We start from the raw sequence: 16,136 nt of genomic DNA, 5'->3' as shown, positions 1-16,136 counted from the left end.
TTTTTCACCCCTTATTCTTATTATAGTCAATTGTTTGATATTTCATTGTTGAGTTTTTGTCTGGGTTGCTCCAAATCTCAGTCTGTTTTATGACCTTGATGCCATACACGTCTTCTAATTCATCCATAAATGGTTTAATATCTTTTTGACATGCTTGACCTTCATAACCATCAAATCTATACTCAAACTTGCCATCCATAAATACTTTAAATTCTGCTTTTGCTCCACTTGGTTTTTGTGCTAGAATATTAACCTGATTATTCTCTCTATCAATTTTGATTGATTTCACATCAACAAAAAATCCTCTCTTTTTTATGGCTTGAACAATAATCTTCACACTTTCACGTCTAACCTTCTCGTTAACAATTTCTGCATTAGCCAGTTCTCGTGCCTTTTGAACTCTTTCCTTAGCTGTTCCATCATTTTGACTTACAATCTTTTCAATTGTTTTTTCATCAATCTTCTCATCCCTAAGTTCAGTCTTGATTTCTTCAATTTTCTTTTCTTCAACTGCTACATATTGCCGATTATCAGCTGAATATTTCATCTTCATCGCTAAAGAATACAAAGAATCATAAGATGCATCCGGATTATCCACCCATGCCAAATAAACATACTGCCTTATAACTTCATCTGTAATCATATTGATTTTTTCTTGTACATCATAATTTATTCTAATCCTTCCACTTGCTAAATCCTTAAGTTTTTCTTGGTAAGTAGCTAGTTGACTATTCATTAATTGATTAAGTAGTGATTCCATCTCAACTAGCTTAGTGTCGGCTAACGTAGTAACCATAACTTCCAATTCTTCTGCCTCATTAATGACTTCATAAGCATTAGCATGACTACCCATATAATCCGAATCAACAACTACTCTTCCCAAACTCGCCTTTTTCTTTGCTTTGCTTAATACTGAATCAATTTTATTTTGAATTTGTTGCTTTATCTTTGTAATTTCTTTCCTCAATGCATCCGTTTGAGAATTAAGAAGTCTTGTTGATCCACTCTCAAGAACATCAAGCATTCTATCTAGCTTACAAAGTTGGCTGCTAGCCATCTCGCAGATACTCTGGCACTGAATTGAAATTCCCTGATAGTCAATTCTTACTGCATGACTCATTATCCATTCCTCCTAGTTTTTCTACTATTTGGCACCACTCTTTTATTCTCTGCTCAGAATACTTATTATTTCTCTTTCCTGTCGGATGTTGAAACTCATTTCTACATTTTCTCACAACATGCATCTCACTCAATTCATCTTCACTCAAGTATCGAGTTATACCAGCATTTGACAGCAAATCATACGTCTGAGCATTTTGCGTTCCAAATAAGCGATTGAGCTCATATTGTAGTCTTATGTGTAAATCACATATTGCATCTTTATAACGGGATTTTTTAAGCCTTTGATTAATATAGTTCTTATTAATATTGCTTGGATTCTTTAAAGCTTCTATTTCAATAGTAACTATCTCTCTTATATCTGTATATCTTTCATTAAAAGCTAACAAAGCATTGAATTGTTCAACTGCATACAACCTATATTTTTCTAATTTTTTAAGCATATCATTATACGTAGCCAGAACTTGAATAAACCTATCTGCATCAATATCTAACTCGGCTGCATCTTCAATAACATCAGATATCCCAGTTAATTCCTTTAATTCTGAAAGAGATTGTCCAAGCAATACACACTGCCTTCCTAACTTACTTTGACTTGATATTGTCTCACCATTTAGCACATCCACACAATACGTCTTGAATATGTTGATTACTCCTAACACACTTTCAGCACTATAATTCAGCCCTTCCATAGCTTCATATGCAATTTCCTCGCCCTCAGTTACAATAAGATTTCTAGAGATTGAACTTAAATAATCAAAATCATTCTGCTTTAATATCTTATTGAGGCTCTCTCCTAATGTATTTTTTGCGCTAAAATTATCAATAGTAACCTGTGCACAAAGATCATCAAATAATTCTTGAGCCTTACATATTACAAATTCATGCCACCATTTTTCTCTAAGGAACTTATTATTCAACTTAAGGAATATACCGACCTTATCCTCTATATTTTTTTGCTTTTTCAACAATGAAAATGTGAACTGTTCTGCATAATCTTTATAAGTTGATATTTCTGTGAGTTTTTTTATTACATTGCATCTCTTTATTGGTTCTTCAGTTTCAATACATTTTAGAAATACGCCTCTCAGCACTTGATTCGCACATTCATCAGACATGCGTTGTGTGATAATCAAATTAATCTCACATTTACTTTGGAATCCTTCTAATTCAACTTCAAATCTACCTGGAATAATTTTATACAGCGTACCGTTTTCAAAATAACATGCATATCCTTCTATCCCACTTTGTTGAAATATCTCTAAGACTTCGTTCTTATCTATAATGCATTCACTATTCTTCATTTCAATACCAGTGCTCAATGACAATTGATTTTTAACAGCCAAAACAGTGAATAACTGTGAAGGCATTGCAATCTGTTCAACATTATATACATCTGAGTAATCATATCTAGGTATCTCTGGTAAAGTATCATCAGGAAAATGATACTTTTTCTTTGCACCAATTATGTTTGATATTATTTCAATTGAGTAATTCTCGCTAATGTATGTATTTCTCGCTTTATCTTTCGCTGATAAATACATTTTCTCCTGATCAATTTGAATAACAACAGCATCCTCGAGCTTATATACAAAAGCCTCTGGGTTTTCATGTTCACACCCAGTGATTGCTTCACCTTTTCTAAAACCATAACTATGCATGTTTTCAGAAATAAATAGTTCAACATCATCACTATTTAGTTGTACCTTGCCAATACAACCTTCATCAATTGTAGCGCTGTCAAACCTAAATAATCTATAGTCAGACTTTATCATAATATTTTTTGTTGCCAAATCATAATATACATTAAGCTTTTTAATACTATTGTTTCCTGTAGGAATAGTTCCTTCAGCAAATAATCTTTTACCTAGTTCCGTCACCTCAAAGTCGGATATATAATACATTTCCAATAAATCAACTCCAAAATCACGGTTCGCCTTCATTCTAACGATTCCTAAGTCAATCATGTTGGCAAGCTCGCCACAAAAAATATAATGAATGTCGTACGGAACACCAAGATTCTTAAGTGTCACAACCAATTTTTCTTCAATATTCTCAGATTCACTAATTAGCTCTAGCAATATATATGCGATTCCTGATGCTTTTCTTACCTCCACATATGATGAATTTGTAACATATTGCATTATTGGAAAAGACCATGCTGTTTCAAAATTTAAGAAATACTTATTTTCCATTCTTCTTCACCTCTCCAATAATATCAGAAGCTTGCAAAATTTTACCCTTTGCCTGAATGGTACGAATGATCTCCTTATATACAGGAAACGAATGTCTATCGAGTTCCTTTCTTCCGTTTATGTCAGGCAAATCAATGCTACTTTTACTTAAAAACTCCTGTGAACCCACAATAATTAGCATGCATCTTGCTCTAGAAAGCGCAACATTAATTCTCTCAAACTGATCAATAAACTCTGTACTATATCTATCTCCTCTAGGATTTCTGACCATTGATACAATAATGATATCCCTTTCATCTCCTTGAAAATCATCAACGGTATTAATAATCAGTCTTTCCGCCCTCTTGGTAGATACATTTGGGAACTTAATTCCTTTAATATTATTCTTTATATGACGAGCCTGATCACGATAAGTACAAATAACACCTATACTCTTTCTTTCGTCTTTCCTGGAATCTTTTCTGATTTCACCAGACTCAATCATTCTTCCATACTGTTCATTAATCAACTTTAGTAATTTGCTTATAACATCTGCTTCCTGTCTATTAATTTTAGACGATGATTCACTATCTAAAGAAGACTCATACTCAGTACAGTTTACAAAATGTATGTGATTATGAGGCTCAATCAAAGTAACTCCATTCGATTTAATCAACAAATTATGCTGCTTAAGGTCATTTTGGTTACTCAGTCCTACAGTCAATCCTTTTCCATTTGCACTATAGAAATGATTAAAAACATCCATAATATCACTGTGGCAACGATACTGTTTATCAAGCATTATCCGATATGAATTAGGAACCTTTTCAAAAAGTTCTTTAAAGAAACAAGTTTCATACAACTTCTGATAATGTTGATTCAAATCATAATCTATTATTTCTGGATTAAGTCCCTCAAAATCGCCCTTTCTCATATGTTTCAAGTCATATAAAGGTGGCAACTGACGATGATCTCCAACTAAAATCACTGTTTTTCCATATAGAACCGGAATTAATAAGTCAAGGAACGATGATTTACTAACCTCATCAATAATCACAACATCTATTCCAACATTTCGTACATTAATATTTCCAAGCTTATACTCCCTTAAAGCCTGCATTGAAGATTCGCTATAATACTCTCGACTTGTACAAGTCATTCCAAAAACATTGGCGTTATCAAATAGTTTCTTTGTATAGCTAACTCTATCCTCTTCGAGAATCGCTTCATCAGCAAGATAGTTTCGAATAGCTTTATACATTGGAATTCTTGATTTGTTTTCCTTTTCAAGAGCATCTTGATTCCTTTCAATGTCACTCAAGCGTCTATTAATTATTTCTATTGCAGCCGCAAAATCATCTGCCGGATATTCGTCATATATATCAAAATCCATAAAAAAATCAACGATTGCTGTTCGAAGTTCCTGTTGCTTCCTTCTATAATCTAAATATGAATTATCTTCATTAAGCTGTTCAATCATCAAAACTTTATTATTTTTATTAATCTTTATCACCGAAATTTCATCATCAACGGCTGCTTTTTTCTTAGAAAGCTTGTCTACCAAATCATTTATTATCTTTCTCTTTTCATAAATATACTTGTCCATTTTTGATTTTATTTCTACTAGTTCCTGCAGAACATTAGCTCTGCTTACACTATTAGAAAGTTTATCTGCTGTGATAAGCAAGGCAATAGTAAGAGACGAATAATCTATATCACTTTCTGCATCCTTTACATTTTTCAATGATATAAGTTGTTTTCTTAATATTTCATATTCCTCTTCCTTGCCTTCAAAAATTATATCCGTATCAGGATCTCGTAATGCATTAATCTTTGAACGAATACTTGCTTTTTCCTGTTCAACACTCATTGAAGCACTATTATCTTCAATGGTCTTAAATTCATCTCTAACTTGATCCAAATCAAGACGATAGATTCGACTAACCTTTTCTGCGTCAACATCAGTGAAAATATCATATTTAGAAACAAGCTCATAAAAATACTTACCTATTTCAAATAAAACATCACCTTTATCAATTTCTTCATCAAATGTACCCTTATCCATGTAAGAAATCAGAATATCATACTGTTCCTTCTCCTCTTCCAATGGTCTTTTTGAATTCCGCTTTGTCTCTACCTCATGATCAAGATCAGAAATTTCTCTCTGAAGATTTTCTTTCTCTGTTTGCACAGCACGACAATCCTTTTCCAATTGCAACAACTGATTATGTCTAAATCGTAATTCACTCATACTCTCACTAAAATTACTCTTCATTTCAGTGAAATTTTCATATTGCTGAATTCTTTTATCCAATCGACTAGAAATGCTTAGATAAAGATTATCTACCAATTTTTCAGGGCTGTATTCAGTTTCCTTATTTGACATTGAAGGGACAAGTCTTAAAGGACGAATCTCAGGTATTTTAGGCAATCTCTCAAATACATTATCAATTGCCTTGTGTGTCTCACTAGATACAAGAACCTTTTTTCCCTGTTTTACAAACTGTGCAGTTATTTCAGCTATTACCTCAGTCTTTCCTGTTCCAGGAGGTCCCTGCAATAAAAACAGACTGTTACTAGCAAGTGCTCTTCTAACAGCTTCCTTTTGACTATCGTTGAGCCTGTTTTCAAACCATTCTATCTCGGTTGAATTAGTCTCAGACTTTCCAAGTGTTTCAGGCACAAAAAAGTATGAAGCCAGAAATGGATTCTTTACATATCCATGATAGAACGAATATATCGCTTTCTCTTGTCTTTCAATCTTTTTCTTTTCAGCTCGATTATCATAGATCAAAAACTTGTTCTTCATTAGCAAATCTGTCTTAATCAAATCAAAATTAACATCTTCAGCCTTAAAATAAATATAAAAATGCCTTTGAGTTGTTCTTTCTTTCTTTTTATCTATTTCCTCAGCTTTATCCTTATCGATTTTTTCCTTAAACTCTTTCTTTTCACCTTCTATTGCAGATGCCAACTGAATCTTAAGAAGTCTCTCCTTTTCACTACATAATGCCTCAAGGTCTTTAGATTTTTGTAATCTTTGGCTTTTCTCGAAATCTGTTTTAAGTTTTTCATTTCTATCAAAGTACCATTGTGAAAGCGGTATATTAGCTATCTCCTCTTTTTCTAACACTATCAATTTTTCTATTTCATCAATAAATTGCTGTTTGACTTTTTCTAATGCACCATCCTGTTTTTTTCTCATTTTGTTATTTTTTTCTAACTGTTTTTTTTGTTTGTCATACTTAATATTTATTTCTTTTACTCTTGCAGAATACCTTTTTGCAATATTCTTATCTGTATTATGCTCAACATCTGCTTCATAATTGTAATCTAATGACTCAAAATATTCGTCAATCGCTTTCTGCATTTCTTCATCAAGACGCTTATCTTCCTTTTTTTCATATTCAGAGATTACTTCCCTAATAATCCCTCTGTACTTCTCGTCTACAAAAGAATCACTTCGTCTTAACTTCTCCTCAAAAAAACTAATAATATCCTCACAATCAGGTTCTATGTCAATAGCTTCAAAAGCAACTCTATTTCCTAAATACAACAAATTTTCATTAATCCCGACTGACACATCATTACACGGATTGTTTTGAGATAGTGCAACTTGTGTTCTGCTAAATCTCCTTAAGTCTCTTTCATAATTGCTTATCTTCTTATCTCTTGCCAAGAATCTATTTATCTCAGCTAGATTTTTGCTTATTTCAACCTTGATCAAAGAAAACTCTGCTGCACCCTCTGTGTATTTATCTAAGAGGACCTGATCCTTCTGAATAAAATTCTTGTTTCCATCAAGCAAGTGACTTTCATAGGTTTCCTCATTCTTTCTATATTCAGACCTGCTAATAGAATAGGCATGTATATAGCTAACATTATCAATACGTTCACTTCTTTGCGATTGAATATTCAAAAAATACTTTCTAAAGTAAACATATTTTTTCCATTCTTCAAAAATAATTATGGCTTTCTCCGGATTCTCAATAGGATATACATTTTCGCACAATGACAAGACCTTATCTCTTGTAAGGAACGGCTTATACAAATCTCTGTTATCCAGACCATAATCCGGTAGATTTTTATCATTTTTCCCAATTGCACAGGCTGCTGCACTCTCTATTCTTAATTCTCCAAATTTTTCAACATTTTCATCTATGAGATCCAACCCCTTAACAACAAACGAAATGATGTTGTTTCTAAAAACAAGATCGCCAACAAGTACAACATCAAGCTCCTTTGGCAAAACCGATGATACTATTCCGCTCTTCTCAGGTCTAATTACCATGTTATATATACATTCATAAGTTTGGCCAAACTGACTAAATGTTTCTATTGATCTCTCAAAACTAGGTAAAGATACATAATATGTACTTTTTATCGAAGGGAAACACAGGCTTACAAACTTTCTCAAATCAGTAATGTCGTTTTTCCCGTGAAGTGATAATTTACGATGTACTTTTTCAAATTGTTCCTCCAGAGGTTCAATGTAGACATCATTTCGATTTCTACTTCCCGATTTTAAGTATTGTGCAAAATCTATATATAAATATTCAACGCCACTCTTTTGGCTTTGCTGATCAAATTCTCTCTGAGCATATTCAATATCATTTCGAATTTCTCGTTGTTCAAAATTGCCGTTCTCATAATCATCCCTCATTTGTTCAGCCTGATGGTCATCCCGCTTAGAATCTTCACGCTGAATTCTTTCTGATTCAAATATTTCATCAACCGATGGGACATTATCATCATCACCTGGATTCTCATAATTTGGTGTATATAATGACGAATCATCATTAATACTATTTATTAAAGCTGCAATACCTGTGCCTACTATTCCAACGCCTACTATTCCTGCAATAATTTTCGCTATATTTCTCTCATCTGCCATTTCTTTTTCTCCTCTCCATCCTTCACGCAATAAGATGAAGTGCAATTTTGATATCCTGAATTTACTGCATCTGTTGCAATTGAATCATGCTGCTCTGGGAAAATTGTTACTCCTGAATCAATCAATAATTTCTTCATTTCACAAGATAAATCTTATTTAAGCAGATAAGTCTTAGTATCTTCTACTCAATAATCCTTTCATCCCATCAGAGCGATTATGTTCTTTGTATATTAAATCTATTTCACTCTCCGTGCATCCATACAATATTTTGATTTCCGAATCACCTTTTATAACATCAACAGAACTTATAATTGCAACAGGCTTATTAATTTCACTAGTGCCCACCCAAACATCTATTCCAGAACCATCAGAAGAAACTGTCCCCTGAAGAAATCCATAATCTAGTGGGTATACATAGCTATTGTATTTCGGATGAGTGCTCCCCTTGGGGCGATCAATCTCTAACTTATATTCAGAAAATAATTCATCTAACATACTCCAAAAATCTTTATCAAATTGGTTTAACACTTTTTTACTCCCCTTGTTCTGGACTAAAGAATATTGTTGGTAAATACCCATCATGAACAGAATTAAATTTCTTATTTGACAGTTTTATATTACAGTCTGATTTTTTATTAAATTTACCTGGACAATAGGGATCTTTTCTTTCAAGTCCTCCATTCCACAAATATCTTCTATCAAATACACCACCTGAGCATTTTTCTGAATAAAAACATAGTTTACATTCATTAGGAATCACCTCATATATTACTTGTTCAATACTTCCATTACTTTCTAATTTTTCTAAAACATTTTCTTCTTTAATATTAGCAACCGTGAAGCCTTCACCTATTAAGTAGGTACTTGGAGTAATACTTCCATCCCCAAGGATGCGGATACTTCTATCTCCTGATGGATCCTCTATTGTATTTCCAGTTAAGATGGTAGAAAAAAGAGTGTCATTTATCGAAAGTATACTGTATTTTTCTGCTATATACTCAATAATTTCTTTGCACGTATCATATTCTATTATGTATTCCTTTGACTTCTCATCAATCCCTTCTGTTGGTCTAAAAATATTCATACGTAGTATAGCATGGTATTTTTTAGCAATCTCAAATAATCCGTCAATATTTTCCTTTGTAACATTAACCTTACTTCCTAAAAACACAATTGTCGAAAACTTATCATATTCATAGCACAAACCTAATGTATTTATGGCCCATTCATATGCCTTAGCCTGTCCACGTAACTTACCATGTTTTTCTCTATCCGCAAAATCAAGGGATACATCGACTTCATCTATTGCTTTGATAAAAATATTTAAGTTTTCATTATCCCTAGTGGCCTCGTATAAATACCCATTTGTAGTTAATGCCTGTCTGATTTTAGGATAATTCATCCTTATATATTCAATGAGTTTGAACCAATCTTTGCTAAGTGTATTTTCTCCCGTTCCATAGTTAATAGCACTAATTCTTTCATGATTTTCATCTATAAACTTAATCCAATCCATAAAACCTAAATCATTACTGCCTTTTCTCTTTTGTTTACTATAACAAAATTGGCACTCCATATTGCACTTCGATATAGTTCCCCATCCAACATTCCACTTTCTCATTTTATACATCTCCTATTTTTTTTCGAATTTCAAATATCTCGCTATTGGCAAATGATTGCCATTCACCACCAGAAATTATACTTTCAGCAACATTTCTATGATGAATCCCTATGGTTCTATCAAACTCTCTCCCCAATCGATTGACTTGTTTTTGTAATTCTTTCACCATATGGGTATACTTTTGGAAATCCCAGTATAGTTGTTCAACTTCTGTATCCTTAAATTTATAGTCATAATACAAATAATCACCTGTCAGAAGACCTTCTTTTTCAACTAATCGTGCCATAGGACTTCCAGTTAATATGTGTAATCGTTTTGTCAATTTACCTAAATCATAATGATGCAGTACATCAAAAAGGAACTTCAAATTTTTCTTAACTGTATCCCTCGTTGCAAAGGGATCAAACGTAATAAGTCCTGGCAGCATATTGATATTTCGACTTGTTATTTTGTCTGCTGCTATATAATTTTCTTCTATGGACTGTTGTTTACAATAGCGTTTAAGTTGGTCTTCATCTGCAGACTCAAACCCTATGCATAACTGATCCAACCCCGCATCTAGTAGGTTATCTAAGATTGTTCCATTCGTGGCAGCACGCACGGAAATAGCTGCTGAAAAAGTTATTGCAAACGGAAGCTCTTTAATTACCTTCTTAATCTCCATGGACCGTTTTTCTGCAAATTCAACAGGTCCTAGCAAGTCATCGTCGGATGTTGCAAAACGTGTAGTTCCATACAAAGTATTCAATTCAATGATTTGATCTTTAACTTTATCTAGCGAAAGTGGCTGCCATTTGTTCCTTACCCAATTACCACACGATTGACTACAAAATGTACATCTCGAATGAGGGCATCCCCTGCTCGTTTCGATACTATATGTATGTCGTCCTGCAATCCTTTTTGCTTTCACATAGTTACTAGGCCATCCACACCTTTTTCTTGTATCACTATTTTTAAAAGCATCATCTTGTTCCTTAAAGTTTTCATAAGTGGCAATTCCCATGTAGTTACCATTGACATCCTCAATCCAATCTTTGAGACATTCTTCTGCATCCGTATAACAGACATAATCTACTGGCCAATTGTTACTAAAAATTTGTCTCCATGCCATTTTAGCAAACCAACCACCTATAAAAACTTTTCCTCCAAAGGAGGTACTTCTTAATTGATAAACAAACTCAAAAGTTAACCTTGCAGATGTTTGCATTACGGATATCATTACTACGTCTGGCAGTACCTGATTAATCCGCTCAATCATTCCTAATATGCTGTTTTCATGATTCACAACCACTTCACAGGAATTTGATTCAAGTATCGTCTCCACAATGCTAATCCCAACGTATTCATCCTCAATATACTTCCATTTTTCTGTAAACTTGGTATATTCTTGTTCGTAAAACGGCATGTTAATCAAGTATACTTTCATACTACACACCTAATTTTCAGTATAACGCTCATTTTCAATACATATTTTAACAAATTCATCTCCAGCCTTTTCTAAAATATTCTCTTTTGCCATGGATACAAGCCTTTTTAATACCAACACATCATCTTTTAACATTCTTTTGTATTGTGTATACAAGGTTTCATTACCCAAGATACCTTTTGCCATCAATATGTCTGCATACTGGTAATATTCCTTCATATTATTCCCACACCATACGTCATACAACGTTTTAATCTGAACAACTATCGGACTCATATACTCACATTCTACATAAGGAAATCCTTTTCTGTGGCATAGTCCTAATTCAACTAATTTATTTACTATTGAATCTGTTGATCTTATCCACAAATGTGAGTTAATCCTATGAAATATAGAATCTTCCATATGTCTTTCAATAAAATTACAATTAGCTTCAATACCGTCTATATCAATTATAGGATTAAACATAATGAAATTTGCTAAACATGTAATACCATTATCTTTTAGATACTTAATTGCTTCGTCACTTTTTGAGATATCAATTCCCTTGTTAAAGAGTTTTAATGATTTAGAATCCGCACTTTCTGCACCAATTCCTACAATAGTTGTCCCCATTTGCTTTAATAGCTTAGCTCTCCTATCTGTAATATCATTAGGCCTAGCAGACAAACGGAAGGATATGTTGATATCCTTTAAATATTCTACTAGTTCTTCAAGGAACTCATCCGAATGCTTTCTAAAAAAGTTATCATCTACTATTTTAATAGCCTCAATACCATATGTTTTTTTCAATTGATGAATTTCATCAGATACAGATTTTGCACTTCTATATGTCTGTTTCACTCCACATGAATTTAATTTATAAAAGCTATCAATGCTACAAAAGCTACATTCTCCATAACAGCCCCTGCTTGTGGTTATAGCTAAAGGTTGTCCTTCTAAATCTTCTAACCCTAGGTATCGATCCTGAAATGGTAATTCATCTAAATCAAATATTCTGTCACGCCGTATAAAATGATTTCCACCAATTCTTGTATATAAACCTGGAATCCCAGTTTGGTCTCTTTTTTCAAGCATTTCAAGTGAAGTAATTTCTCCCTCACCCACAACAATTGCATCCAACCAATCATACTGTTTAAGCAAATACTCCTTATTTAAAGATGCATAGTGTCCACCAGCATATACATAACATGAACGATTAATATTTTTAATATATGTACCTATTTCAACGAATGATTCATGACTAGTGACAAACGGAGAAATACCTATAAACAGCTCGGATTTCCTATCACCTTCTTCCATCCACTGCTTAATTAATTTTTTACACATATCCATATCCAATCTTTTGGCATACGCATCTAATATCTCTACGTGCATATTATGCTTTTGTAGAAATGCCTTAATGTAGGCCAACCCACAATGTTCTTCTGGCTTTCTAATGGATTCTCCTGGTAGATTGATTAGCATTACTTTCACTTTAGTATTTTTCACTTTCCTAAACATCCAATCTTTTTTTATATTCTGTTAAAATTTTTTGACACATTTCTTCAACAGATCCACTAAAACACTCTATTACTAGTACCTTTTCTCTTCTATATACACTGTATAGTGACTTTAAAATCTCCTCATCTTGTTTCGCATATAGAGCAAAGTTATTTATCAATTCCTGATCAATCTCTGATAAATCTTTTTTCCCGTCAAGGTTTTGTCGGATTTTTTTTTCATTATATCTTAGATGCACTGCCAAATCTGGTATAACTGCATAGCTTTTTAATTGCTCGTATCCACTTTTTAGCACATTAATAACATTTTGATCTTTATTTACAAAACCATGTGTATGCAGATGACCTAGTGATGCATTAAAAGACTTATCCCTAATTATCGATCCTTTCTCCAACAATTTGTTCACCATTAATTCAGCCAAAAAAAGATCTGACATAAAAAATAGTTCCAGTTCTTTTTCCAACTTTTGACTTCTCACCTTTTTAATCTCATTTCCAAAATCACTTTCTGAAATAACACTTTTAATATAATGGCTACCTGTCAATTGGGCTAATCTTTTTGCAATGGTCGTTTTTCCTGTTCCTGGCATACCTTCTAATAAAATATACATACACATTCTCCTTAATACTATATACGCATCATTTTCCAATTCAAATTTCCCTCAAACAAATCCTTTAACACTGTATCAACATTCGTTCGTTGTTCTTCTATCACAACAAACTCAGATAATCTGCCTTCCTCAATAATCCCTGAATAGTGTTTCCTATTATAAATGCTTGCAGGTATCTCAGTAATAGATTGGAGAATCTTTATATCGGCAATACTTCCATAATACTTTTTCAACATTTTAGCTTGTTCGATAAGCGAAAAGCTCCTACCAGTTCCCAACCCATCTGTTCCTAAACACCACTTGATATTCATCTGCTCCAAATCATACACATTTGGCATTTTAGTATTCAAAAAGATGTTAGATATCGGACATATAGCAATTGTAGCTCTTCTTTCACTCACAACTTTCAAAGCATTATTTGATGTATATCCGCAATGTACTAAAATTGTTTTTTCATTTACAAGTCCTAGCTCGTCGAGTACGTACACCGCTTCTTTACCATACATCATATCTTCTCTTTGTCTCGTCTTTGCATCTTCCGATATATGTATAGAGATAAACTCTGCCCCTTTGCTTATACATTGAGTTGCAACTTCTAACGTCTCACGGTCATTAGCGTAAAGAGAATGGAAAAAAACACCCACATTACATGTCTCACTTTTAAATTTTTTGTTATATAATAAAAAACCATTTAGTCCAGCTTCTGTAAATGTCTTTAATTTTTCACTTTTCATCAAAGGGTATCCGGCCATGTTGTTTATACCGTATTGTTCCGATATTTCCCCTGATCTTGCTGCACAAAATCCAGAGATTCCATTTTTAATATTTGCTTCTATGGTGTACTTAGCACTTTTATTCCATTCTGCCTGCTGCTCTGATTTTGAGCGAGAATCATTATAGTCTTTGGTGTAATCAAGATATTTTTCCAAAGTCCAATCGTCTCCATCAATATTTCCAAATATACTTTCACCTAGATGGCAGTGGATATTAAAAAATGAACATATTATAAGCTTGCCCCGCATATCAATTGTATGTGTGACAGTCCTAGAAGTATCAAATTCAACGATTCTATGATTATGAATAAGTAAATTATGTTGTTCTATAAAATATTGGCCATTTTTTTTAATTAGAATGTTCCCATTTACCAGGTTGGTTTCCATTATTCACCTCTTACTAATTATACATATATGTACACCTGTTTTATTCACAGAGCCGAGTGCGGTATAGTCTAGTCGAAATATGATCTTTCCTTATTGAATTAACCTCAACTACATCACTTATAACATTTGGTTTAATTCGTTAAAACTTCTGATTCTTAATATGAATCCCAGTAAAACTGGTAATATGATCTGGTCAGTTTTGTATGTTGGATTCACTCTATCATCCGTAAGATTTTTAAGCCCACTTTCAATTTTATATACTTTCTTTATATAATTAACCATTTTTGCAAAGTAATTCTTTCTCATTTTCAGTGCTCCGTGTTGTACTATTATAGCATGAAAATGCCGTAAAATACTCCAATTTGTGACATTTTAAAAAGCAACTAGAATTTTAGGAAAATGAATGATTTCAGAGTTTTGAGACTAAATTTCTGGGTTTTTGGGGTACATTAAAATCAGAGATGTACTATTTAAATAAGTTTCATAGTATTAAAGAATTAGAAAAAGCAATCCATGAATATATAGAATTTTATAACACTATACGATTACAGAAAAAACTAAAAGGCTTAACTCCCATTCTTTAGCTTGATAAAACGTTAAATCTGAACAAACTAAACAAAGGTTACCTTTATGAGTTACAATGTGCACCTCTAGTTTATTACCCGATGTCAAATAAAATTCATCACAATTCCGATATGATGAATCCAGTTCTTTTATAAAATTTCTTCATCTTCCATAGATAGTATTTCTTTTGTTATTTAATAGATGACACATTTATTTATTAATAAGATACAAACCTATTTAGGCCATCAAATGTAATTCGAGGATTCAAACATTTTGAGTCAACTGATATTCTGTTCTTTTCAGATCTGATGGTTAAAGTGTTAAAAGTAAGTTTACTAAATCACATAAAATGTATAGCTATGACTAAAGCATCCATGTCTATATATTGTATGCGAATGTAAAGCTAAGTACTTTTGACACCATAACCACTTATTATAAGTTGATGTCCTGTAAAAATACAATCTTCATCAAACCGAGTTTTACTTTTACTAGCTTCTGGGGATGTATGGCTTACTTTTAATTCTATCGCTTTGGGTTTTTATGGTGTAGTTCCTCCTCTAGTTATGATAAATGGATTCGATTTCGTACCTGATCCAGATTTAAAGATTACAGAGGACAGATTTAAGGACAAAGCGGGACGGACACCCCCAACCCCACAATTGTTCGCATTGCTGCCGTTGATACCGCCCTCGTCATCGACGTTGCGCACATCATTGGAATAGGAGGCGTAAGGGGAACGCAACCAATTATACCAGTATTGGGATGATGATACATCTTCATCGGGGCTATTCTGCACTGCTTTGGATGTCGGTTTTGCTCTATACTCCCATCCTCTGTCATCTACATATTCTTTGATTTCTTTTACCGATAGGAAAAATACTTTATCCTCTATATTTTTGTAATATGCACTGTCATAGTTTTGCACTACTGTTGCAATATGAAAATCTAAATTATGTGATTCGCTTCCTCCATCTCGTTTATTTTTATCAATGTCTGCTAGTAATACTTTATGGGTTACTGGTTATATCAGATTTCTTTCTTGTGCTGTGAAGTTTCCATCAGCTA

The 16,136-nt window shown here is 33.0% G+C and carries 11 protein-coding genes and 1 pseudogene; 1 reads left to right on the top strand and 11 read right to left on the bottom strand.

Going from position 1 to position 16,136, the window contains the following annotated elements:
• Positions 1 to 4 precede the first annotated feature (4 nt).
• From EDC18_RS02730 to EDC18_RS02685, 10 genes are all read right to left on the bottom strand, one after another.
• A complete protein-coding gene (locus tag EDC18_RS02730; RefSeq protein WP_132250058.1) occupies positions 5 to 1,120 on the bottom strand; it encodes a hypothetical protein in 1,116 nt (371 codons plus the stop codon).
• Complete coding sequence (locus EDC18_RS02725) at positions 1,098 to 3,314, bottom strand: hypothetical protein (protein ID WP_132250056.1); 2,217 nt, start codon at positions 3,312 to 3,314, stop codon at positions 1,098 to 1,100. The genes EDC18_RS02730 and EDC18_RS02725 overlap by 23 nt, the downstream gene beginning before the upstream one ends.
• Positions 3,304 to 8,187 carry an AAA domain-containing protein gene (locus tag EDC18_RS02720; protein ID WP_132250054.1) on the bottom strand — a complete coding sequence of 1,628 codons (4,884 nt, stop codon included), beginning with the start codon at positions 8,185 to 8,187 and terminating at the stop codon, positions 3,304 to 3,306. The genes EDC18_RS02725 and EDC18_RS02720 overlap by 11 nt, the downstream gene beginning before the upstream one ends.
• A 171-nt stretch (positions 8,188 to 8,358) precedes the next feature.
• The gene (locus tag EDC18_RS02715) at positions 8,359 to 8,715 is read right to left on the bottom strand and encodes an inorganic diphosphatase (RefSeq protein WP_243115045.1); all 357 of its coding nucleotides are present in this window, start codon (positions 8,713 to 8,715) and stop codon (positions 8,359 to 8,361) included.
• Between the two features lie 4 nt (positions 8,716 to 8,719).
• Positions 8,720 to 9,808 carry a radical SAM protein gene (locus EDC18_RS02710; RefSeq protein WP_165878451.1) on the bottom strand — a complete coding sequence of 363 codons (1,089 nt, stop codon included), beginning with the start codon at positions 9,806 to 9,808 and terminating at the stop codon, positions 8,720 to 8,722.
• 1 nt (position 9,809) lies between these two features.
• The gene (locus tag EDC18_RS02705) at positions 9,810 to 11,234 is read right to left on the bottom strand and encodes a B12-binding domain-containing radical SAM protein (protein ID WP_132250050.1); all 1,425 of its coding nucleotides are present in this window, start codon (positions 11,232 to 11,234) and stop codon (positions 9,810 to 9,812) included.
• 9 nt (positions 11,235 to 11,243) lie between these two features.
• A complete protein-coding gene (locus EDC18_RS02700) occupies positions 11,244 to 12,725 on the bottom strand; it encodes a B12-binding domain-containing radical SAM protein (RefSeq protein ID WP_165878450.1) in 1,482 nt (493 codons plus the stop codon).
• Positions 12,726 to 12,729: 4 nt separating this feature from the next.
• Entirely contained in the window at positions 12,730 to 13,347 is a 618-nt protein-coding gene (locus EDC18_RS02695; RefSeq protein WP_165878449.1) for an AAA family ATPase, read from the bottom strand.
• A gap of 17 nt (positions 13,348 to 13,364) precedes the next feature.
• The gene (locus EDC18_RS02690) at positions 13,365 to 14,507 is read right to left on the bottom strand and encodes an amidohydrolase family protein (RefSeq protein WP_132250044.1); all 1,143 of its coding nucleotides are present in this window, start codon (positions 14,505 to 14,507) and stop codon (positions 13,365 to 13,367) included.
• A 117-nt stretch (positions 14,508 to 14,624) separates the two neighbouring features.
• A complete protein-coding gene (locus tag EDC18_RS02685; protein WP_132250042.1) occupies positions 14,625 to 14,813 on the bottom strand; it encodes a hypothetical protein in 189 nt (62 codons plus the stop codon).
• A 131-nt stretch (positions 14,814 to 14,944) separates the two neighbouring features.
• Here EDC18_RS02685 and EDC18_RS02680 point away from each other — a divergent pair.
• Positions 14,945 to 15,091, top strand: a pseudogene (locus EDC18_RS02680) (IS3 family transposase); the annotation flags it as partial.
• A gap of 518 nt (positions 15,092 to 15,609) precedes the next feature.
• Here the strand turns inward: EDC18_RS02680 and EDC18_RS14935 are convergent.
• Complete coding sequence (locus EDC18_RS14935; RefSeq protein ID WP_371829306.1) at positions 15,610 to 15,996, bottom strand: DUF6273 domain-containing protein; 387 nt, start codon at positions 15,994 to 15,996, stop codon at positions 15,610 to 15,612.
• Positions 15,997 to 16,136 lie beyond the last annotated feature (140 nt).

Source organism: Natranaerovirga pectinivora (assembly GCF_004342165.1).
In the GTDB taxonomy this organism is placed as follows: domain Bacteria; phylum Bacillota; class Clostridia; order Lachnospirales; family DSM-24629; genus Natranaerovirga; species Natranaerovirga pectinivora.
Note: the sequence above shows the minus strand (reverse complement) of the source record. Positions and strands in the feature narration are given on the sequence as shown.